At 73.0% G+C, this 20,263-nt stretch carries 17 protein-coding genes and 2 pseudogenes; 11 read left to right on the forward strand and 8 right to left on the reverse strand.

Going from position 1 to position 20,263, the window contains the following annotated elements; all coding sequences use genetic code 11:
• Nucleotides 1-46: 46 nt before the first annotated feature.
• The 4 genes and pseudogenes from ACFY1U_RS20020 to ACFY1U_RS20035 all read left to right on the forward strand — a co-directional run bounded on the left by ACFY1U_RS20020 (nt 47) and on the right by ACFY1U_RS20035 (nt 6,310).
• Nucleotides 47-790: a PaaX family transcriptional regulator C-terminal domain-containing protein gene (locus ACFY1U_RS20020; RefSeq protein WP_390695445.1), complete on the forward strand. Its 744-nt coding sequence runs from the start codon at nt 47-49 to the stop codon at nt 788-790.
• 120 nt (nt 791-910) lie between these two features.
• Nucleotides 911-1,267 (forward strand): annotated as a pseudogene (locus ACFY1U_RS20025) (cellulose binding domain-containing protein); the annotation flags it as partial.
• Between the two features lie 198 nt (nt 1,268-1,465).
• Entirely contained in the window at nt 1,466-1,978 is a 513-nt protein-coding gene (locus tag ACFY1U_RS20030; RefSeq protein ID WP_390695446.1) for a hypothetical protein, read from the forward strand.
• 9 nt (nt 1,979-1,987) lie between these two features.
• Nucleotides 1,988-6,310: an HAD-IC family P-type ATPase gene (locus ACFY1U_RS20035; protein ID WP_390695447.1), complete on the forward strand. Its 4,323-nt coding sequence runs from the start codon at nt 1,988-1,990 to the stop codon at nt 6,308-6,310.
• An 8-nt stretch (nt 6,311-6,318) separates the two neighbouring features.
• On the opposite strand, the gene ACFY1U_RS20040 is transcribed toward ACFY1U_RS20035, so the two are convergent.
• Nucleotides 6,319-7,398: an NADH:flavin oxidoreductase/NADH oxidase gene (locus tag ACFY1U_RS20040; RefSeq protein ID WP_390695448.1), complete on the reverse strand. Its 1,080-nt coding sequence runs from the start codon at nt 7,396-7,398 to the stop codon at nt 6,319-6,321.
• Between the two features lie 92 nt (nt 7,399-7,490).
• On the opposite strand from ACFY1U_RS20040, the gene ACFY1U_RS20045 reads away from it, so the two are divergent.
• The gene (locus ACFY1U_RS20045) at nt 7,491-7,856 is read left to right on the forward strand and encodes an ArsR/SmtB family transcription factor (RefSeq protein ID WP_390695449.1); all 366 of its coding nucleotides are present in this window, start codon (nt 7,491-7,493) and stop codon (nt 7,854-7,856) included.
• On the opposite strand, the gene ACFY1U_RS20050 is transcribed toward ACFY1U_RS20045, so the two are convergent.
• Nucleotides 7,779-9,164 (reverse strand): nucleobase:cation symporter-2 family protein, encoded by a 1,386-nt coding sequence (locus ACFY1U_RS20050; RefSeq protein ID WP_390695450.1) that lies wholly within the window; start codon nt 9,162-9,164, stop codon nt 7,779-7,781. The genes ACFY1U_RS20045 and ACFY1U_RS20050 overlap by 78 nt on opposite strands.
• A gap of 132 nt (nt 9,165-9,296) precedes the next feature.
• Entirely contained in the window at nt 9,297-10,652 is a 1,356-nt protein-coding gene (locus ACFY1U_RS20055; protein ID WP_390695451.1) for an FAD-dependent oxidoreductase, read from the reverse strand.
• Between the two features lie 190 nt (nt 10,653-10,842).
• Between ACFY1U_RS20055 and ACFY1U_RS20060 the strand changes: the two genes are divergently transcribed.
• On the forward strand, nt 10,843-11,310 hold the full coding sequence (locus tag ACFY1U_RS20060; protein WP_390695452.1) for a DUF6214 family protein: 468 nt from the start codon (nt 10,843-10,845) through the stop codon (nt 11,308-11,310).
• Here ACFY1U_RS20060 and ACFY1U_RS20065 read toward each other — a convergent pair.
• A complete protein-coding gene (locus tag ACFY1U_RS20065; RefSeq protein ID WP_390695453.1) occupies nt 11,287-11,979 on the reverse strand; it encodes a TetR/AcrR family transcriptional regulator in 693 nt (230 codons plus the stop codon). The two genes, ACFY1U_RS20060 and ACFY1U_RS20065, sit on opposite strands and share 24 nt — an antisense overlap.
• A gap of 144 nt (nt 11,980-12,123) precedes the next feature.
• On the opposite strand from ACFY1U_RS20065, the gene ACFY1U_RS20070 reads away from it, so the two are divergent.
• Entirely contained in the window at nt 12,124-12,342 is a 219-nt protein-coding gene (locus ACFY1U_RS20070; protein ID WP_390695454.1) for a DUF2630 family protein, read from the forward strand.
• Nucleotides 12,343-12,358: 16 nt separating this feature from the next.
• Here the strand turns inward: ACFY1U_RS20070 and ACFY1U_RS20075 are convergent, their stop codons facing one another.
• The 3 genes from ACFY1U_RS20075 to ACFY1U_RS20085 are packed head-to-tail and all read right to left on the reverse strand — an operon-like array spanning nt 12,359 to nt 14,328.
• Complete coding sequence (locus tag ACFY1U_RS20075) at nt 12,359-13,048, reverse strand: HAD family hydrolase (protein ID WP_390695455.1); 690 nt, start codon at nt 13,046-13,048, stop codon at nt 12,359-12,361.
• Entirely contained in the window at nt 13,045-13,719 is a 675-nt protein-coding gene (locus tag ACFY1U_RS20080) for a phosphatase PAP2 family protein (protein WP_390695456.1), read from the reverse strand. Before ACFY1U_RS20080 ends, ACFY1U_RS20075 begins: the two co-directional genes overlap by 4 nt.
• 60 nt (nt 13,720-13,779) lie before the next feature.
• Nucleotides 13,780-14,328 (reverse strand): DUF5134 domain-containing protein, encoded by a 549-nt coding sequence (locus ACFY1U_RS20085; RefSeq protein WP_390695457.1) that lies wholly within the window; start codon nt 14,326-14,328, stop codon nt 13,780-13,782.
• Between the two features lie 165 nt (nt 14,329-14,493).
• Here ACFY1U_RS20085 and ACFY1U_RS20090 point away from each other — a divergent pair, with 165 nt between their 5' ends.
• The 4 genes from ACFY1U_RS20090 to ACFY1U_RS20105 all read left to right on the forward strand — a co-directional run bounded on the left by ACFY1U_RS20090 (nt 14,494) and on the right by ACFY1U_RS20105 (nt 19,764).
• Nucleotides 14,494-16,119, forward strand: a complete 1,626-nt coding sequence (locus tag ACFY1U_RS20090; protein WP_390695458.1) for an FUSC family protein — start codon at nt 14,494-14,496, stop codon at nt 16,117-16,119.
• Nucleotides 16,120-16,211: 92 nt separating this feature from the next.
• A complete protein-coding gene (locus ACFY1U_RS20095) occupies nt 16,212-16,754 on the forward strand; it encodes a MarR family winged helix-turn-helix transcriptional regulator (RefSeq protein WP_390695459.1) in 543 nt (180 codons plus the stop codon).
• Nucleotides 16,755-16,881: 127 nt separating this feature from the next.
• Nucleotides 16,882-19,446 (forward strand): cellulosome protein, encoded by a 2,565-nt coding sequence (locus ACFY1U_RS20100; protein ID WP_390695460.1) that lies wholly within the window; start codon nt 16,882-16,884, stop codon nt 19,444-19,446.
• A gap of 24 nt (nt 19,447-19,470) precedes the next feature.
• Nucleotides 19,471-19,764: a DUF1905 domain-containing protein gene (locus ACFY1U_RS20105; RefSeq protein WP_390695862.1), complete on the forward strand. Its 294-nt coding sequence runs from the start codon at nt 19,471-19,473 to the stop codon at nt 19,762-19,764.
• Here the strand turns inward: ACFY1U_RS20105 and ACFY1U_RS20110 are convergent.
• Nucleotides 19,763-20,261, reverse strand: a pseudogene (locus tag ACFY1U_RS20110) (VOC family protein); the annotation flags it as partial. The gene ACFY1U_RS20105 and the pseudogene ACFY1U_RS20110 sit on opposite strands and share 2 nt — an antisense overlap.
• Nucleotides 20,262-20,263 lie beyond the last annotated feature (2 nt).

A 20,263-nucleotide genomic window follows, 5' to 3' on the forward strand; every position in this document is an offset into this window, starting at 1 on the left:
TCGTAGCAATACTGCAACAACAAGCGCGCACGTAAAGTACCTGCTCATGCGGATGAACATGCCGGCGCAGTCCGGTGAGGTCGACCTGCCGCCGCTGTCCGCGCGGTCGGTGGTGCTGAGCCTGCTGCTGGGCACGCATCCGCCGGAGCTTCCGGTGAAGGAGCTCGTCCGTGCGGTGGAGCCCTTCGGTGTCGGCGGCTCCACGCTGCGTGCCGCGCTCAGCCGGATGGTGGCCGCCGGTGACCTGCGGCGCACCGACGCCGTCTACCGGCTCAGTGACCGCCTGCTGGCCCGCCAGCGCCGCCAGGACGAGGCGGTGGAGGCCCGCACGCGCGCATGGGACGGCCACTGGGAGATGGTGGTGATCACGGCGACGGGCCGCGGCCCCGCCGAACGCGCCGACCTGCGCATCCGGTTGACCGCGCTGCGCCTGGCCGAACTCCGCGAGGGCGTCTGGCTGCGCCCCGCCAACCTCAGCCGCCCCCTCCCGGACGACCTGGAGCAGGTGGCCCAGTTTTACACCGCCCGCCCCGACCGGCCCGCACGCGAACTGGCCGCCCGGCTGTGGCCGTTGGACGCCTGGGCCGAAACCGCCCGGTCCCTGCTCACGCATGTCGCCGGGGCGCACCGCCAGGCCGACCGCTTCACCGCCTTCGCCGCGGTCGTCCGCCACCTGCTCGCCGACCCCGTGCTGCCGCCCGAGCTCCTTCCCGAGGACTGGCCGGGCGTGACGCTGCGTGCCGCGTACGCGGCGTACCAGGGGGAGATCACCCGGTCGATCGGGCACTGAATCGATCGGAAACCGACACCGTGGCGGCCGTACGAAGCGCCGTGCGGGGGCGCTTCGTACGGCCGGTCTCACCGTGGGGGACCTGCCGTTCGGCTGCTTCGCCACCACCGACGGATCCGAAGCCTCCAGGGCGTCGGCCACAACCTCTACGGCCACGGCATGGCTCCCGCCCACCGGCCTTCTTCGGCCTCGACAGCTCCGGGCCCGCACCTCAACCCCAGCCCGGCGCCTGCGGCACGACGACGATCAACGGCTGGCAGCTCGGCTTCACCCTGGCCCGCCGGCCAGACCCTCACCGACGGCTGGGGCGCCACCTACGCACCGGCGGCCGGCGCGGTGACGGCCACGGACGCCTCGTACGGCGGCACACTCGCTCCTGGCGCGGGCGTCACCATCGGCTGTCAGGTGAGTCGCGCGGGCGACAGCGCGGCCCCGGCTGCCTTCACGCTCAACGGGACGGCCTGCGCGAGCAGTTGACATCCGGAACCGACGGCGGCCGAGGGGCGCTCGTCGCCGACCGCCGTGATCTTCGGGTCCGCGGTGGATCAGAAGTGATCAGCCTCTCCTCACGGCCTCCAGGAATGTCATCTCGGCACCCCGAGGGCGGGTGACGTCGCATTTCGAGGGAACCCGGTGCGCACCCGAACGGCGACGTCATACGAGGTGAAGAGAGCTATGGACACGCAGCAAGCGTCGACGACTCTGCTCGAGCCGCTGCGGACCGCGGCCTCGGGACTGCGGAGGGTGCCCGGCGCCGGGGTCGTGAGCAGGGCCACCGAAGGAGCGCTGGACAAGATCGGAGCCGTCTCACCACAGGGACGCCGGATGGCCGTCTACACCGGAGCCGGGCTGCTCGGTGTCGCCGGTGTCGTCGAGTGGCCGGTCGCCCTGACCGGAGCGGCCGTGGCCTGGCTGACCCAGCCGAAGCCGGAGGACAAGCCGAGCACGTCCGCCGGGAGCGGGAGGACCGCGTCCGGCACACGCGGCAGGACGACCGCGACACAGGCCAAGAAGTCCACGGCTTCGGCCAAGAAGTCCACGGCCTCGGCCAAGAAGTCCACGGGCCGGAGCACGAAGTCCAGCGGTCCGGCCAGTAAGTCCACCGGTCGGAAGACGACGTCCGCCGGTCGCGGCAAGTCCACCGCGCGCACCGGCTCGACGGCCCGCCGCAGCAGCGCAACCGGCTGAGGGTGAGAGATGGTTCTGGAACTGCTCACGCGCCCGGCGAGCGCCGCCGCCGGGATCGTGTCGGCCGGCCCCCGGCTGCTCGCCTCAGGCGCCGCCCCCGCCGTGGGTGTCGCCGCCGGAGCGCTCGCGGGCACGGCACGGGCCGGGGTACGGGGCGCGGACGCCGCGGTGCGTGTCGCACGGGTCGCCCGCAACGCCGTACCGCTCACCCCGCACCCCTGGCGGGCCGGATCCCGGGCGCACCTCGCGCTGCGGCCCGCCGAGCCGGAGCGGGTACGGCGGTCGGGCGGCACGGAGCAGGCGGCACGCCGGGTCGCCAAGGCCCTGGCCGAGCGGCCGGACGTGGCCCTCGCCTACTGGGACGGCGGACTGCGAAGGCTCGTGGTGACCGCGACCGAGGATGCCTTCACCGACCGGGTCGTGGAGAAGGCGACGGAACTCGCGGCCCGGCACGGTCTGGCGCAGACCGACGAGGTGGTCGACGACGTGCCGCACCCGGCCGATCCCGCCGGGGTGCGGGCCGCGGCGACGGCGCTCGCGGTCGACGGGGCGGGCATCGCGGCCGCGCTGATCGGCTACGGCCTGCGGCTGCCGGCCTCGCCACGTGCGGTGACCGCGCTGGTCACCATGGTCCGGGAGAACCCGCGCTTCCGCGGCTGGCTGCGGGCCCGGATCGGCCGGTCCCGCATGGACCTGACGCTGGCCGCCGCGAACGCGGTGGCCCATGGCGCGGGCCGGACCCCGACGCCCCTGGTCCTCGACGGCGCGTTGCGTGCTCTCCAGCTCGCCGAGACCGTGGCCCGCGCGGCTGCGTTCGACGCGGTCCACGACCAGGTCTGCGTACCGGAGCGGGAGAGCATCGCCTCGGGGGAGCGCTGCCCGCGCCCGCCGCTGCGCACCTCACCGGCCCAGGAGTACGCCGGGAAGGCGGAGACCGGCAGCGTGCTCGGCGCCGCCGCGATGCTGCTGGTCAAGCACGACGGCAGGGAGGCGGCTGAGGCGGTGCTCGCGGGCTCTCCCAAGGCCGCGCGCTACGGGCCCGCCGCCTTCCACGCCGTCCTCAGCGGCGCGCTGTCCCGTGCGGGCGTGCTGGTACGGGACACGGAACGGCTGCGGCAGCTGGAGATGGCCGACACGGTCGTCCTGCATCCGAGCGCGCTGCGGGTCCCGGGCGAGGGCGCCGACGCGTGGGCCGAGGCCGTGCTGGACGTGGCACGACGTGCCCGGCTGCGGGTGGTGATGGTGGACGACCCGGCTCTGGCCGACTTCACGAGCCTCGTCGACCAGGTGGTGAGCGCCGAGCGGCCGCTCGCCGAGGTGGTGCACGCGCTGCACGACGAGGGCGCCGTCGTCGTCACGGTCGCCCGGCCGACGGCGTCCGACGACGACGTCCTGACCGGACTGCTCGCCGGAGACGTGGCGCTCGCCGTCAGCGACGGCGACAGTGCCGTCCTGTGGGACGCGGACGTCCTGGCCCTGCACGGCCTCGTCGACGTGTGGCGGCTGCTCACCGCGGTGCCGGCCGCACGCGCGGTGGGCCGCAGGTCGCAGACGCTCGCACGGTCCGGTGCCACGCTGTCCGGGCTCCTCGTGACCATCGGCGAATCCCGCCGCGGACGCCCCACCCCATGGCCCGGCCTGCGGCACACACCGGTCGACGCGAGTGCGGCCTGGGCCCTGCTGAGCGGAGCGCGGGCGGCCCGGGGTGTGGCAGCGGCCCGCGCCCCGCACCCCCGGCCGCGCGTGGCCTGGCACGAACTGCAGCCCGGCGAGGTGCGCGACCGGCTGGAGCACGAGACGGAACCGGAGCCGGCCTTCGCCGAGCAGCTCACGGACCGGGCCCGCACGGCGGTCCGCACACTGGGCAGGCAGCCCGTGCTGGCGCCGGTCCGCGGGTCCCTGGAGCTCTTCCGGGCCGTGCGCCGCGAACTCGACGACCCGCTGACTCCGGTGCTGGCGGTCGGCTCGGCCGCCGAGGCGATCCTCGGCTCCGTCGTGGACGCCCTGCTGGTGGTCGGCGCGCTCGATCTGAACGCCCTCGTCGGCGGCGTCCAGCGGCTGCGGGCCGAGCGGGCCCTGTCCAAGCTGCTGGCCGAACAGAAACCGAAGGCACGGGTCACGGAGGAGGAGACGTCGGCCGAACCGCACCTCGTGGATGCCGCCAAGCTCACCCCCGGTGATGTGATCGAGCTGCGGGCCGACGACGTCGTACCCGCCGATGCCCGCCTCCTGTGGGCGGACGGCCTGGAGGTGGACGAGTCCGCGCTCACGGGAGAGTCACTGCCGACCGACAAGGGCACCGACCCGACACCGCACGCCGCCGTGCCGGACCGGCACTGCATGGTCTTCGAGGGCACCACCCTGGTGGCCGGACAGGCCCGGGCCGTCGTGGTGGACACCGGCGACCGGACCGAGGCCGCCCGGGCCGTCCACCTCGCCGCCCGCACGCCGCCGGCCGGCGGGATGCAGGCCAGACTGCGGGAACTCACCGGCAAGGAACTGCCGTTGACGCTGGCGGGCGGGGCCGCGGTGACCGCGCTTTCGCTGCTGCGCGGGGCACCCGTCCGCCGTGCGGTGAGCGGCGGCGTGGCGGTGGCGGTGGCCGCCGTTCCCGAAGGGCTGCCGCTGGTGGCGACCGTGGCGCAGATGGCGGCCGCCCGCCGGCTGAGCAGCCGCGGCGTCCTCGTCCGCACCCCGCGCACCCTGGAGGCGCTGGGCCGGATGGACACCATCTGTTTCGACAAGACGGGCACCCTCACCGAGAACCGGCTGCGCCTGGTGCGGGTGAGCGACGCGGGAGGCACCGCCCATGCGCCGGACGACGAGGCGGCCGACACCACGCTGCGGACCGCGGCCCGCGCGTGCCCCCGGCTGAACGGCGGCACGGAACGGCCCGTGCACGCCACCGACGAGGCCGTCCTGGACGCGGCACCCCGGGACGCGCAGTGGACCCAGACCGCGGCGCTGCCCTTCGAGGCCGGCCGCGGATATGCCGCCGCGGTCGGCCAGGCGGAGGACGGCGGCCCTCAACTCGTCGTCAAGGGTGCCCCGGAGACCGTGCTCCCGGCCTGCCCCGGCCTGTCCCCGGAAGCGTCGGACGCGGCGCAGGCCCTGGCCCGCGACGGACTGCGCGTACTGGCGGTGGCGCGGCGCCCCCTGGGCGGCGCGGACGAGGCGTCGGAGATCCTCGAACAGCCCCTGGAAGAACTGGAGTTCACCGGGCTGCTGGCGCTCGCCGACGTGCCGCGCGACACTTCCACCGCGCTGGTCCAGGGCTTGCGGGCGGCAGGCGTACGACCCATCGTGCTGACCGGCGACCATCCGCAGACCGCCCGGGCCATCGCTGCCGACCTGGGCTGGCCGGAGGACACCGGTGTGGTCACGGGCGACGAACTGGCGTCCGCGGACCGGGAGGCGCGTGCCCGGATGCTGCGCGACATGGGCGTCGTGGCCCGGGTCGCGCCCGAGCAGAAGCTCCAGGTCGTCGAGGCGCTGCGGGACGCGGGCCGGGTGGTCGGGATGGTCGGCGACGGGGCCAACGACGCCGCGGCCATTCGCGCCGCCGACATCGGCGTGGGCATCAGCGCCCGAGGCTCGGCGGCCGCCCGCAACGCGGCCGACCTCGTCCTCACCGTCGACGACCTCTCGGTCCTGATCGAGGCGGTCGCCGAGGGGCGGGCCCTGTGGCACAGCGTCGCCGACGCCACCACCATCCTCATCGGAGGCAACGCGGGCGAGGTGGGCTTCGGCATCCTGGGCACGCTCCTTGCGGGCGCGGCACCCCTGTCCACCCGTCAGATGCTGCTGGTGAACCTGCTCACGGACCTGTTCCCGGCGATGGCGGTGTCGGTGACGCCGCAGGCGGCGGGGGAGCAGCACCCCGACACGCCGGACGGCGCGAACGGCGCCGAAGGGAGCGAGCCGCTGGGCACCTCACTCCTCGGCGCCCCTCTGATGCGCAAGATCCGCCATCGCGCCCTCACCACCACCCTGGGCGCGACCACGGCCTGGCAGTTCGGCCGTTTCACACCGGGCACGGCTCGCCGCTCCGCCACGATGGCGCTGTGCGCCCTCGTCGGCACCCAGCTCGCCCAGACACTGGCCGACCGCAGGGGCAGCCCGCTGGTGGCCGCCACCGCCCTCGGCTCGGCGGCCGCCCTGTTCGTCGTGGTGGAGACCCCGGGCGTCAGCCGGCTCTTCGGCTGCACCCCGCTCGGCCCGCTCGCCTTGACCGGCGTCGCCGCGGCGATCGCGGTCGCGGTGGCCGGCCAGCGGGCGGTGCCGCACGTGGAGCGTGCCGTGCTCCGCCATGTGCCGACCGGGAGGCGGTGAGGGGGCGCTCAGACCGATCGGTGGTACTGGTCGGGCACGTGCACATCCCCGCCGAGCTGCCGCGCGGCGTGTCGCGCCCACGACGGGCTGCGCAGGAGTTCCCGCCCGAGCAGCACCGCGTCCGCCTCCCCGTTGGCCAGGATCTTCTCGGCCTGCTCGGCATCGGTGATGAGCCCGACCGCGGCGACCGGCATCGTCGTCTCGGCCTTCACCCGGGCGGCGAAGGGAACCTGGTAGCCGGGGCTGGCGGGAATGCGGACGCCCGAGGCGTTGCCGCCGGTGGACACGTCGACGAGGTCGATGCCGTGGGCCCGCAGGTCGGCGGCGAAGCGGACGGTGTCGTCGGCCGTCCAGCCCCCCTCCTCCAGCCACTCGGTGGCCGAGATGCGGAAGAACAGCGGCTTGTCGTCCGGCCACACCTCCCGCACGGCGTCCACGACTTCGAGGGCGAAGCGGGTGCGGTTCTCGTACGAGCCCCCGTAGGCGTCCGTGCGGTGGTTGGAGTGCGGGGAGAGGAACTCGTTGATCAGGTAGCCGTGCGCGCCGTGGATCTCGGCGACCTCGAAACCGGCGGCCAGCGCCCGGCGGGCGGCGTCCGCGAACCGGCCCACGATCTCCTGGATCTGATCGGTGGTCAGCTCGGTCGGCACGGGGTGCTTGTCGTCGAAGGCGACCGCGCTCGGCGCGAGCGCCTGCCACCCGTGTGCGTCCGCACCGACCGGCGCGCCGCCCTTCCAGGGCCGGTCGGTCGAGGCCTTGCGGCCGGCGTGTGCAAGCTGGATTCCCGGCACCGTGCCCTGCGAGACGAGGAAGCGCGTGATGCGGCGGAAGGCCTCGACCTGGGTGTCGTTCCAGATGCCGAGGTCGTACGGCGAGATGCGGCCCTCGGGGGAGACGCCGGTCGCCTCGACGATGATCAGCCCGGTGCCGCCGGCCGCGCGGGCCGCGTAGTGCGCGAAGTGCCAGTCGTTCGGCGCGCCGGTCTCCGGGCCCTCGGGGGCGGCCGAGTACTGGCACATCGGGGGCATCCAGACCCGGTTCGGGATGGTCACACCGCGCAGGGTGAAGGGCTGGAAAAGGGCGCTCATGGGGAGCTGCTCCGTTCTCGCGGGACCGAAGGACGGCTCGTACGATAGGCATCGTAGTACGGGAGATGTCAAACTACGATACCTCTCGTACAATGGGCGGCGTGAGTACCATCGCCCCTGCCGCCGCCGGCCGTGATCTGCCGCACCCCGCGCGTACCGAGATCAGGCTGGAGGCCGTGCTGCACGCGCTCTCGGACCCGATGCGGTTGCAGATCGTGCGTGAGCTCGCCGCCGAGCGCGACGAGCTCACGTGTTCGCACTTCGACCTGCCGGTCACCAAGTCCACGTCCACACACCACTTCCGGGTGCTGCGCGAGGCGGGGGTGGTCCGGCAGTGCTACCGGGGCACGGCCAAGATGAACGGTCTGCGCCGGGAGGATCTAGACGATCTCTTCCCGGGGCTGCTCGACAGTCTGCTCGCCGCCGCCGCCCGGCAGGCCGTCCGCCTCGGTGGCTGAAGCCGCCTTCGAGGGAAGGTGGTTGAAGAGCAGGTTCAGCAGGATCGCCGTCAGACAGCCCGCGCTGATGCCGCTGTTCATCACCGTCTGGAACCAGTCCGGGAACTTCGCGTAGACCGTCGGCACGCCGACCGGCAGCATGCCCACGGCCACCGACACCGCCACGACCGTGAGGTTGTGGTTGTCCTTGAAGTCCACCTGGGCGAGGGTCCTGAGGCCGCTCGCGGCCACCGTCCCGAACATCACCAGACCCGCCCCGCCCAGCACCGGCGCGGGTATCGCCGCGACCACGGCGCCCAGCTTGGGCAGCAGGCCGAGCAGCACGAGGATGCCGCCCGCGGTGGCCACCACCCAGCGGCTGCGCACCCGGGTCATCCCGACGAGGCCCACGTTCTGTGCGTACGCCGTGTACGGGAAGGTGTTGAACACGCCGCCGAGCACGGTCGACAGACCGTCGGCGCGCAGTCCGTCCGCCAGCGAGCGCGCCTCCACCTTCCGCCCGGTCATCTCCCCGACCGCGATCAGGTCACCGGTCGTCTCGGTCATCGTCACCAGCGCCACCACCAGCATGGAGACGATCGCCGAGGCGTGGAAACTGGGCGCCCCGAAGTGGAACGGCGTGCTGACGCCCAGCCAGTGGGCGTCGCCGACCCCGCTGAAGTCCGTGAACCCGAAGGGGATCGCCACCGCCAGGCCCACCGCGATGCCGATCAGCACCGCGATGCGGCTCAGGAACGCCGGCGCGAACCTTTGCACACCCAGCACCACCAGCAGCACGAAGAGGGCGAGGCCCAGGTTCTTCGGCTCCCCGAAGTCCTTCGCGCCGACCCCGCCCGCGGCCCAGTTGCCCGCGACCGGCAGCAGCGACACCCCGATGATCAGGATGACGGTTCCGGTCACCAGCGGCGGGAAGAAGCGCAGCAGCCTGCCGAAGACCGGAGCCAGCAGCACGATCGCAAGCCCTGCGACGATCACCGAGCCGTAGATCGCGGGCAGCCCGCCGCCCGTCGTCCCGATGAGCACCATCGGCGACACGGCCGCGAACGTACAGCCCTGCATGATCGGCAGCCGCACCCCGAACCGCCAGAACCCCACGCACTGGATGAGCGTCGCGATGCCGCACACCAGCAGATCCGCCGTGATCAGATACGCCAGGTCCGAGGGCGACAGCTTCATCGCGCCGCCGACGATCAGCGGCACCGCCACCGCGCCCGCGTACATCGCGAGCACATGCTGCAGTCCGAAGGCGGCCAACTGCCGTACGGGCGGGACCTCGTCGACGGGATGGACGGGGGTGGTCGTGGCCATGGGCACTCCAGGGCAGCGGCGAGGGGGAGCGGGACATCCGAACAGCACGAGACCGTAGGGGGCTTGAACAGTTTGTTGATTTCCGTGTTGTTGCCGATGTGTGTCCTGCCCGCCGGGCGTCGTCCGACTCTGCTATGACGCCTGCTGCGAGCCCGCCGCCCGTGCCGCCGCCAGCAGTGACTCCCAGTCCGCCAGCTTGACGACACCGCGCCCGAGGGAGGCCCCGAGCGTCGCCTCGGCCCGCTCGATGGCCTGCCAGCCCGCCCAGGACACCGGTTCGATCCCCTCCGTGCGCAGCGCCGCAACCGGGTCGTCCGGAACCTCCTTGCGTACGAGCACGGGGGCGTCCTCGAGCAGCGACAGCACCGTCTCCTTGGCGCACGGACGGTTGGTGCCGATGACGCCCGTCGGGCCGCGCTTGATCCAGCCGGCCACGTACTCGCCCGGCGCTACCACGCCCGCGCGCAGGACACGCCCGGCCAGATGCGGCACGGTGCCGCTCGCCGCGTCGAAGGGCAGCCCCTCCAGCGGCACCCCGCGATAGCCCACGGAACGCAGCACCAACTGCGCCTCGATGTCCTCGTGGCGTCCCGTGCCCGTCACTCCGCCCCGTCCGTCGGGCTCGGTCCGCTCGAAGCGCACCGCGCCCACCCGCCCGTCGTCGGCGAGCAGTTCGACCGGTCGCAGGAAGAAGCGCAGCCGGATGCGGCGCGGGGCGTCCTGGCGCGGCGCCTCGGCCCAGCCGCGCAGCACGTCCACGTTGCGGCGCTGGACCGCGGGCAGCGCGGTGGCATCCACGTAACCCGGATCCAGCTCCAACTCCGCGGGATCCACGAGGAGTCCGGTGCCCGGGAGGCCGCCCAGCTCGCGCAGTTCCTTGGTGGTGAAGCGGGCCTGGGAGGGGCCGCGGCGGCCCACCATGTGGATGTCGCCCACCCGGCTCGCGGCCAGTGAGCTGAGCGCCGCCTGCGGCATGTCGGTCGGGCTCAGCTCCGCCGGACCCCGGGCCAGGATCCGCGTGACGTCCACCGCGACGTTCCCCACGCCGATGACCACGGCCGACCGGACGCCGCGCAGGAAACCGTCGTCGGTGGAGTCCGGATGGGCGCTGTACCAGGACACGAACTGCGTCGCCGACCAGCTGCCCGGCAGGTCCTCTCCCGGAATCCCCAGATGGCGGTCGGTCGCGGCACCCACGCAGTACACGACCGCGTGGTACAGCTCGCGCAGCCGGGCGGCCGGCAGCCCGCCGGGGCCGATCCGGACGCCGCCGAGGAACCGCACCCGCTCGTGCTCCAGCACCGTACGCAGGTTGTTCTGCAAGGACTTGATCTTCTCGTGGTCCGGTGCGACGCCGTAGCGCACCAGGCCGTAGGGGCACGGCAGCCGGTCCAGGACGTCGACGAGCACCCCGGAGTCCAGCTGGACGAGGTTCTGGGCGGTGTAGACCCCGCTCGGCCCGGAACCGACGACGGCGACACGCAACACGGCGGAGCTCCTTACGAGAGGAGATCGCTGACGGATCCAGCATCGCACCGCCGGTGCTCCGCTGACAGGGTGCAGGCGCGGTACCGACGTGCGTGTCCACCCTTGCCGAATGTGATCAAGTGGTTACGTTCCGCGTGTGCTAGACGCATCCTTTCTTAATCTTTCTGATCGTTGTCCGACGGACGGCACGGTGTCCGTATGGCCCGCGTGGGAAGTGCGGGAGGACGAGCGCGCCACCTCGTGGTTCACCGTCCGGCTGGCGTTCACCGACGGTGCCAGGATCGACGCGCTCGCCGTGGTCTGCGAGGGCTGTGCCTCACTGGAGGAGGTCCGCTCCCAGCCGGCCCTGTCCCTGCACGACCTCGCGGAACTCGCCGAGTGGATCGAGGAGCCGCTCTTCGAGGCATGCGGGCCCGGAGCGGATCCGGCCGCCGGGGGCGAGGGACCCGCGGCGCCCCGGCGGGCCCGCCCCACGTGGCCCCCGGGCGTCGAGGGCCGCTGGCTCGTCGCCCAGGAGTACCGCGCGGCGCAGGAAGGGGGCTTCGACCCCGTCCTCGCGGTGATGTGCGCGACCGGCCACAGCCGCCGCAAGTCGCTCAGGCTGATCTCGCAGGCACGCGACTCGGGCTTTCTGTCACCCCGTCACGCGCGGCGCTGACGGGGGCCCGGGCTCCTCACCGGTCGCGAAAAACCTCGAAAGGTCCGTCTCGCACGTCGCGCCTGAGGCCGCCTCGTCGTCCGGCGGCACGCCCATGTCCCAGTCGAGCCGGTAGCGCTCGAACAGCTCGGCCCGCACGGTCGTGATCGGCATCGGCACGTTCGGCAGCACCATCGCGTAGACGGCACCCATCAGCAGGGAACGCAGCAGCGGGTAGTCCAGGTCGACCTCCTGCGCCCCGTTCCGGGCGACGACGTCCCGCAGCACCTCGGCGAGGCGCTGCTGCTCCGGGCACTGCACGAAGCCCTCCGCCTGCAGCAGTCCCGCCATGTGCTGGCGCATCAGCACGGGCCGGTCCCGGGCCAGCCGCAGAATCGCGTCGATGGCCCGCGCCATCCGCTCCCGGCCGTCCTCGGTGCGCGGCTCGCGCTCCACCGCCTCCTCCAGCGTGCGATGCATCAACCGGTGCACCGCGGACTGCACGAGCTGGCGTTTTCCCGGAAAGTAGTACGACACGAGGCCGCGCGCCGAGCCCGCTCTGTCGGCGATGTCGCCGAGGGTCGTCGCCTCGTAGCCGTGCTCGCCGACGAGTTCGACGGCGGCCTGCAGGAGCCGCTCCCGGGAACGTCTCCGCAACTCTTCATTGACCGAGGCGCTGCGCGGGGACATGCTGTAACTCCTGCGTTGACTGGCTGCCAGCCAACTATACTCAGAACGTCCTGATCGGAGCTCCATAGGGGCTGGTCAGGGCTGCCGTCTGCTTCGGGCGACGCGGGGGATCGTCCGAGGCGGGCGGCCACATCGCCCCTGAAGGTGTCCTCAGGCTACTTTCCGCGCCGGCGGATCCCCTGCGGGCCGGAATCGGGACACCCTGGGGGTGCCCCCGCAGGCGGAGGCTCGGCGTGCTGGAACGCGAAACTCGACCAGTGCTCGGACCTGTTGCGGCAGCGGCGCGCCGAGGCCGAGTTCGGGGAGAACCCGGACGACGCGCAGGTTCGGCCGTCCTCGCAGGTGGAGGGCGCTCAGGGCTGAGCGGGCGGCCCGGCGGTCAGTCCGCCAGTTCCAGCACCGGACGCAGCCCGTCCGGCCGCTCGGCCGCCGGCAGGTGGTCCACCAGGTGCACCCGGCACCCCAGGGCCGCCGCCCCGCCGTCCGCCCGCCGGTCGTCGCCGACCATCAGCGTCTGCCGCGGATCGACCCCGAGCGCCTCGCAGGCCACCGCGAACAGCCGCGGGTCGGGCTTCTGGATGCCGTGCTCGTACGACAGGACGTACACGTCCACGTACCGGTCGAGCCCGTGCTCGCGGAAGACCGGGCGCAGATCCCAGCCGATGTTGCTGACCACCCCGACGCCGACCCCGCGCTCGCGCAGCGCGTGCAGCACCTCGGCGGCGTCGGGGTACGGGGTCCACGCGGCCGGCGTCTTGTGCCGGTCGTACAGCGCGTCGTGCAATCCCGGGTCGGGAAGCGCCACTTGGCGGGAGAGCCCGGTGTAGGCGGTCCGGTGCAGTTCGGCGCTCTGGTCCCGGATCCGCCACACCTGGGCCAGTTCCTCGGGCAGTTGCGCCGGATTCGCCCCGCCGGGCAGCGCTCCCGCCGCCTCCAGTGCCTTCGCCGCCTGCAGCAACTCCGGTTCCGGCAGCGTGATGTCGGCGTCGTCCAGCACGGCACGCAGCCAGGACGCGGTGGACTCGATACGGAAGAGAGTGCCGGAGAAGTCGAACAGGACAGCCGTCATGAGTGGATCTTACGTTGATGGACCACCACGGCCAGCGCCACCAGCATCGCCCCCAGCAGCCAGCCGCCCACCACGTCGGAGGGCCAGTGCACGCCCAGCCATACGCGGGTGAGGCCCACCCCGAGCACGGAGACCACCCCCACGGCCGGCGCCGTACGCCACAGGGCGCGGCGGGGGCCGTAGCGGTGCAGGAGCCACAGCAGGAGGCCGCAGACGACCGTGGCGGTCATCGCGTGCCCCGAGGGGAAGGCCGCGTACTTCGCCGAGTCGACGGGGTCGGACCAGACCGGGCGCGGGCGGTCGACCGCGGCCTTGAGGGTCTGCTGCAGCAGGCTGCCCAGCGCGCAGGTGGCCGCCAGCCACAGCGCCGTCCACCATGCCGAGCGCCGCCACGCCAGCCACACCACGGCGACCGCGCACACCAGACGCATCGTCCAGGGGTCCCAGACCCAGTCCGTCAGGACGCGGAAGGCCTGGGTGAGGCCGGATTCGTCGACGGCCCAGCGGTGGGTGGTGCGGGCGATGTCGCCGTCGACGCTGATCAACGGGTGCCATCTGACGGCGACCAGGGTGAGCAGCAGCGCGGAGCACAGCGTCAGGGCTGCCGCGGCGCGGGTGGTGGCGCCGTGGGACGGCGGACGGGGCGGGGAGTCGACGGGCGGGGAATGCATGCAGCGATCCTCGCCGACCGGCGGGGTGCGAGGCCAATGCCCGGGCCCGGGCAGCCCGCGTCAGAGCGTGATCAGCATCGCCACCATCGCGATCCCCATCGACAGCCGGCACGCCCGCGCCAGCTCCGGACGATCACCCCAGCCCACCGGCCCGCCAGTGGCCGTGGCCACGCCCGGCATCAGCCGGACACCGGACAACAGCACGAATCCCGCGAAGTAGAGCAGCAGCAGCCCCGTCACCAACGGGACTCCGCCCGAACCCCCGTGCCCGGCATGGTGTCCCGGGGTGGCCGCCATCACGACCGCCATGTAGACCATGGCCGAGGCGCCCACCAGGTGGTGCAGATGGTGCGCGTTCGTGCGCGCCGCCCACAGGGCGCGCAGCGCGGCGGCGCCGAAGACGGCCGCATAGCCGGGCCAGGCCCACGCCGGCGGGCTGAACACCGCCGCCGGTACGGCCATGGCGGCCATGCCGAAACCCATCAGCGCCTCGCCGCCCGCGGCCCGGCGCTGCTCCTCGACCGTGCTGCGCATCCGCAGCAGACAGTAGGCCCCGGTCGCCGCACACAGCGCGACCAGCAGCCAGCCGGGCGAAGCCGGTCCGTGCACGCGCACCTCCCCGCTCGACGGTGTCGACAGTCGGTGGTTGCCCGCGGCACGCGGCGCGCACGCAAGCGCAAGGATGTACACGGGGAGCATTCGCGGGAGCACAAGGGGTGAGCGAGTAACGCGACAAATCATTCACGAGTAAAACACCTGCTAAACTCATGCCCCATGAGCCGTGCGATCCCCACCCCCGCCACCCCACGCGTCCGCCGTCTCCCGCTGGCGGGTGTGCTGCGGGTGGGCCGCCCCGCGGACATCTGGTTCAAGCCCGCGCTGAGCGTCGTCGTCTCGGTAGCCGCGCCCAATCTGGCGCTGCTCGCCCTCGGCCGGCTCGACCTGGCGATGTACACGATGGCCGGATCGCTGTGCGCGCTCTACGCCCACAACCGTCCCTACGCCGCGCGGGCCCGCGCCCTGGCCTGGGTGGTCCTCGGCATGGTCGGCGGTCTCGCCGTCTCCCTGGTCGCCGCTTCGCTCACCCACAGTGCCGTCGTGCTGGTCACGATCGGCGCGCTGCTGGCCGCCCTGCAGAAGGCGCTGTGCGACGCGACCCGCATCGGCCCGCCCGGCAACGTCGTCCTGACCTTCATCACCTCCGCGTCCCTCTTCGCCCCGCAGGCCCTCGGCCAGGTCCCCGCCCATCTCGCGCTTGCGCTCGCCACGGGCGGCTGGGCCTGGCTGGTCGGCATGGCGCCCGGGCTGCTGCGCCCGCACGGACCGGAGCGCCGGGCCACCGCGGCCGCCCTGAGGGCCGCGGCCGCATACGCCGTCACCCATGGCACCGGAGACGGTCACGCCCGGGCCCGTGCCACGGCGGCCGCCGCCGTCCAGGCCGCCTGGCAGCCACTCCTGGCCACCCGTGACACCGGCACGCGGCACGCTCTCGAACGCCTCGTCGTCCGCGCCGAAGTCGCCCTCGCCGCCCCCGCCGACACCGACCCCGAGCAGCTGCGCACCTGGGCCCGCGAGCTGACCGGGACCGGACCCGTCCCGGCGGTCCACGACCCGGCGGCCACCGCCGAACTCCTCGGCGTGGACGCCGAACTGGCCGCTCCGCCCCGCCCGTTGCGGCAGCGACTCGCTCCGCTCGCCCCGCTCGCCGTACGCACCGCCCTGGGCTGCGCCCTCGCCGGCTACGCGGCCCTCGCCCTCGGGATCGGCCGCCCCTACTGGGCCCTGGTCACCGCCGCCTCCCTCTACCAGGCCAACCTCGCGCTCACCTGGAGCCGGGGCGTCCAGCGTGTCGTCGGCAACCTCGTCGGCGTGCTGCTCTTCGCCGCCGTCGTCCCGCTCGCCCACCTCGGCCCGGCAGCCCTCGTGCTGTGCTGCCTCGCCTTCAACTTCGGCGCCGAGGCCCTGATGGGCCGCAACTACTGGCTCGGCAGCGTCTGTGTGACCCCGATGGCCCTGCTCATCACCGAGTTCACCCGATTCCAGGAGCCGGGACAGCTGATCACCGAACGGGTCGTGGACACCCTCGTGGGCGCCCTGGTCGGCTTCCTCGCCGCCGTCGCCGTCACCAACCGCCGCGCAGGCGACCGCGTCGAAGAGGCGCTGGCCGCCGCCGAGCGCGCCCGCGAGCACGCCGCCCGCCTGCTGGCCGAGCCCGCCCCCGCACCCGCCGCCCTGGAGGCCGCCCGCCGCTCCCTCACCGCCTCCCTGGCCGACCTTCGCGCGACCTTTGACGCCGCGTCCGGCGAGTGGTGGCAGCGCGCCCTGCCCCAGGAGCGGGTCGTGCACGCCGAGCAGGCCGGACACCGTACGCTCGCCGCGACGGCAAGAGTCTGTGGCTGAATCCCGGGCGGCGGGCGCCCGGCCGGGGTTCAGCCACAGCCTCTGAGACACCAGGGACTGCACCGGAGCGCGAGAGCGGAGGGCGTACGGCCATGACGGCAGCGAACGGACGGCAGGCGGGGACCATGAGGGGCGAGGACACCGTCTCCGCGGTCGTCCGGCAGTGGCAGGCCGTCCACCCCGAGCTCGACACCGGCCCCATGGAGATCATCGGCCGTATCAACCGCTGCGCCGCCCTCCTCCAGCAGGCCGAGGACGCCCCACTGCGCCGGGCCGGACTCAGCCGCCCCGAGTTCGACCTGCTCGGCGCGCTGCGCCGCACCGGCCACGAACTGACCCCCGGCGAACTCGCCCGTGAGACCTTCTCCTCGGGCGCCGCCGTCACCAAACGCCTCAAGCAGCTCACCGAGCGCGGCCTGGTCGAGCGCCGCGGCGACACCCGCGACCGGCGCGTCGCCCACCTCCGCCTCACGGACGCCGGCCGCGATCTCGTCGACGGCATCCTCCCCGAGCAACTGGCCTACGAGACCTCCGTACTGGCCGTCCTGGATCCGCAGGGGCAGGGCGAACTGGCCCGGCTGCTGGGCGAGTTGCTCGGCCGGCTCGAGGGCCGCCTCGGCGCGCTGCGCGTCTGAACGGCCGCCTCCGGAACTTATCGAGGCCGTGTGCCCGTTGACGTGATCGACACCGACTCCCTACGTTCGACCAGGCCGGTTCGGATCACCGACTGGTGTACGACATGCCGAACGAAAGGGCGATGCCGTGGCAGCCGAAACGCTCACTGTCGACCTGGGCACGGAGACCGGCCCCTTCCACGGCGGCGCGAGCGGCACGCTCTACGGCCTGTACGGCGACGGCGTGCCCAGCCGCGCCGTCGTCGAGGGCATGTACCTCCGCACGGTCACCACCAAGGCGCAGGACGGCATCCAGCACCCCGGCGCCGACGCCCTGGAGATCCTGCCGTCCTTCGTCGCGGCGGGCGGCAAGGACGTCTACGTCTATCTGACCGACATCCACCGCGGCTTCCCCTACGAGTGGCCGGGCGCCACCGGCGAGGAACGGCTCAGGGCCTACCTGGCGAACATCCGCCGTCAGGTCGCGCAGGTGCAGACGCTGGGCGCCCTCAAGTCCCATGTCGTGTACGTGCCGTTCAACGAGCCCGAGGGCAACATGTTCGGCACGGGGGAGTGGAGCTACGACCAGGTCTCCTGGCACACCGAGCCGGGACCCTACTTCGCGGCCTGGCAGCAGGCGTACCACCTCATCAAGGGCCTGGACCCCGAGGCACGCATCGCCGGCCCGAACACCTGCATCCTCTACCCGGAGGTGCGCGGCTTCCTGGAGTTCGCGCGCGAGCACGGCGTGCTCCCCGACGTGATCACCTGGCACGAGCTGTCCTCGCCGGACGAGGTCCGCAGGAACGTCGCCAAGTACCGAGCAATGGAACGGGAGTTGGGCATCGGCCCGCTGCCCGTCAACCTCAACGAGTACGCGCACAACTACCATCTGTCCGTCCCCGGGCAGATGATCCAGTGGATCGCAGCGATCGAGGAGTCCAAGGTCGACGCCGACATGGCGTACTGGAACATCGCAGGCAACCTCAACGACTCGGCGGTCGAGGCGGGCAAGGGCAACGGCCAGTGGTGGCTGTTCAACGCCTACGGGCAGCTGTCCGGCAACACCGTACGGGTCACCGCACCGCACCCCGACGCCCAGTACACGCTGCAGGGCGTCGCCACCCTCGACCGGCTCAAACGCCAGGCCCGCGTGCTGTTCGGCGGCGCGAGCGGCGCCGCGGACCTCGTCCTCGAGGGCGTCGACGCGGGCGTGTTCGGCACGACCGTCCACGTACGCCTCCAGGAGATCGCCTGGAGCGGCCAGGTCGGAGCGAGCGCCCAGCCCCTGCGGCTGCTCGATGCCGAACTGCCCGTCACGGACGGGCGGGTGACGCTGACGCTCACCGACCTCGACGAGATGTCCGCCTACCAGCTGATCGTGGCCCCCGGCGGCCACGGCGCCGCGCTGCTGCCGCCCGCGGCGGGCCGACGGCTGACCTACGAGGCCGAGGACGCCACGTACAAGGGCGGTGGCTACGTCAAGCACGGCCCCGAGGGGTCCCCTTCCGACGTCGACAAGTTCGCGACCTCCGGCGGCTACCACATCGGCGGCCTGCGCACCGGCTCCGACGGCGTGCTCGCCTTCGACGTCGAGGCCCCGCGGGACGGGACGTACGAGCTGCGGGTCTTTGCCAATTCCCACAACCTGGCCGACCTGGTGCGCGAGCACGGCCCCACCAACGTCTTCCTGCGCGTCGACGGCAAGGACGCCCGCGAACTGCGGCTGCCGCTGGGCTACAAGTGGGCGGTGTGGGGTCACACCGACACCGAGGTCGAGCTGACCGCCGGCCCGCACCGGATCACCCTCGCCGCGCAGGACCCCGACCTCGGCACGACGAAGGGGGACGCGGTCGTCGACAAGCTGGACCTCGCCCTGCGCGACGACCAGGAGGACCTGTACGAGGCCGAGTTCGCCGCCCTCGACGCGGGGGCACGGGTGAGCTACGCCAACCTGGGCGCCTCCGGCCCTGGCGCCGCCGTCCTTCCCCGAGGCGGCCGTGTCACCTTCTGGGTGCACGCCGCCGACGACGGCGAGGCGTTGGTCACCGTCGACCTGCTGGGTCCCGGCGAGGGCCTGCTCACGGTCAACGGCGAGGAGCTCGGACGCGTGCAGCGAGGCGCCGTCCCGCTCTTCCTGGCCGGCGGCGTCAACAAGGTCACGGTCACCGGGACTTCGGACCGCCTGGTCGTGGACCGGTTGCGCGTCGGCCCCTCCCGCGGGCTGCTGCCCACGGGCGTGTTCGCCGCCGAGGAAGGCATCCTGACCGGCACCGCAAGGGTGACGGGCCATTCGTACGCCACCGGCGGCAAGGCGGTGGACGGCATCGGTGCCGGCCCCGGCAACGCGCTCACCCTGACAGTGACGGCCGAGCGCGCCGGACGTCACGCGCTGAGCATCCGCTACTCCAACGGCGAGCAGGCGCCCGCCACCCACTACAACCCCGACCCGGTCTGCCGCCACGCGGACATCTCCGTCAACGGCGCCGCCCCGCAGCGCGTCCTGTTCCCCACCACCTTCCACTTCAACAACTTCTGGAACCTCTCCGTCCCCGTCACCCTCGACCAGGGCACCAACACGCTCACCTTCACCGCCGACGAGCTCCCCGACTTCGACGGCCACACCAAGAACGCATACGGTCAGCGCTCGGCGTACGCCCCGGTCATCGACCAGGTGACCGTGACACCACTCGTCCGAGGGGCCCTATCGTGACGGGCACGAGGAAGGGGCCTGATGCTGGAGTTCACCTTCGCCGGCCGGGTGATCGAGTGGCGCGGCCCGGCGCCCTACTACTACCTGCCCGTGCCCGACGAGGAGTCCGCGGACATCCGTGAGGTCGCGGCGATGGCCAGCTACGGCTGGGGCGTGATCCCCGTGGCCGCGCGGATCGGCGCGGTCGACTTCGAGACCTCGCTGTTCCCCAAGGACGGCGGCTATCTGCTGCCGCTGAAGGCCGCCGTCCGCAGGCCCCGGCAGATCACCGTCGGCGACGAGATCACCGTGGGGATGACCGTCCGGCTCCCGCACTGATCAGTGCTCGTCGCCCGCCCGGCACCGAGGTGGGCTTCATGAGGACGGTGCCGCCCGCCTCCGTCGCCGCGGCCGCGGAGGTGTCCACGTCGGCCACCGCGAAGTAGGGCAGCCAGTGCGGCGGCACCTCGGGCGGGAACTTCTCGTCCGCGCGCACCATGCCACCGAAGTCCGCGCCGCCGATGCCCCAGTGCGGGTAGTGCTCCGAAGCGCTGTCGCTCCAGCCGAACACAACGGCCCAGGTCGAACACGTCCATCGGCCCCAGCACCATCGTCCCGCCGACCGCGGTCACCTCCGCGGCGGCGACAACCGCGTCCGCCACCGCGAACGACACGTTCCACGCGACGGGCCGCGACTCCTGGTACCTGGGCGAACGATGACCCCTCCAGCACGCCAAACCCGGCCCCGCCCTCCGGCCATCCGGCCGAACCCCTCGCGCCCGCCGCCACCCCCGACGTACCCTCACCCGTGTACCGCACCGCATGGCGGCCTCCAGCC

Origin of the sequence: Streptomyces sp. NPDC001351 (genome assembly GCF_042896045.1) — a bacterium.
Classification (GTDB): domain Bacteria; phylum Actinomycetota; class Actinomycetes; order Streptomycetales; family Streptomycetaceae; genus Streptomyces.

Coding starts and splice junctions, on each gene's coding strand:
- ACFY1U_RS20020 (WP_390695445.1), top strand. CDS start 47: ATGCGGATGAACATGCCGGCGCAGTCCGGTGAGGTCGACCTGCCGCCG.
- ACFY1U_RS20030 (WP_390695446.1), top strand. CDS start 1,466: ATGGACACGCAGCAAGCGTCGACGACTCTGCTCGAGCCGCTGCGGACC.
- ACFY1U_RS20035 (WP_390695447.1), top strand. CDS start 1,988: ATGGTTCTGGAACTGCTCACGCGCCCGGCGAGCGCCGCCGCCGGGATC.
- ACFY1U_RS20040 (WP_390695448.1), bottom strand. CDS start 7,398: ATGAGCGCCCTTTTCCAGCCCTTCACCCTGCGCGGTGTGACCATCCCG.
- ACFY1U_RS20045 (WP_390695449.1), top strand. CDS start 7,491: ATGGGCGGCGTGAGTACCATCGCCCCTGCCGCCGCCGGCCGTGATCTG.
- ACFY1U_RS20050 (WP_390695450.1), bottom strand. CDS start 9,164: ATGGCCACGACCACCCCCGTCCATCCCGTCGACGAGGTCCCGCCCGTA.
- ACFY1U_RS20065 (WP_390695453.1), bottom strand. CDS start 11,979: ATGTCCCCGCGCAGCGCCTCGGTCAATGAAGAGTTGCGGAGACGTTCC.
- ACFY1U_RS20075 (WP_390695455.1), bottom strand. CDS start 13,048: ATGACGGCTGTCCTGTTCGACTTCTCCGGCACTCTCTTCCGTATCGAG.
- ACFY1U_RS20080 (WP_390695456.1), bottom strand. CDS start 13,719: ATGCATTCCCCGCCCGTCGACTCCCCGCCCCGTCCGCCGTCCCACGGC.
- ACFY1U_RS20090 (WP_390695458.1), top strand. CDS start 14,494: ATGAGCCGTGCGATCCCCACCCCCGCCACCCCACGCGTCCGCCGTCTC.
- ACFY1U_RS20095 (WP_390695459.1), top strand. CDS start 16,212: ATGACGGCAGCGAACGGACGGCAGGCGGGGACCATGAGGGGCGAGGAC.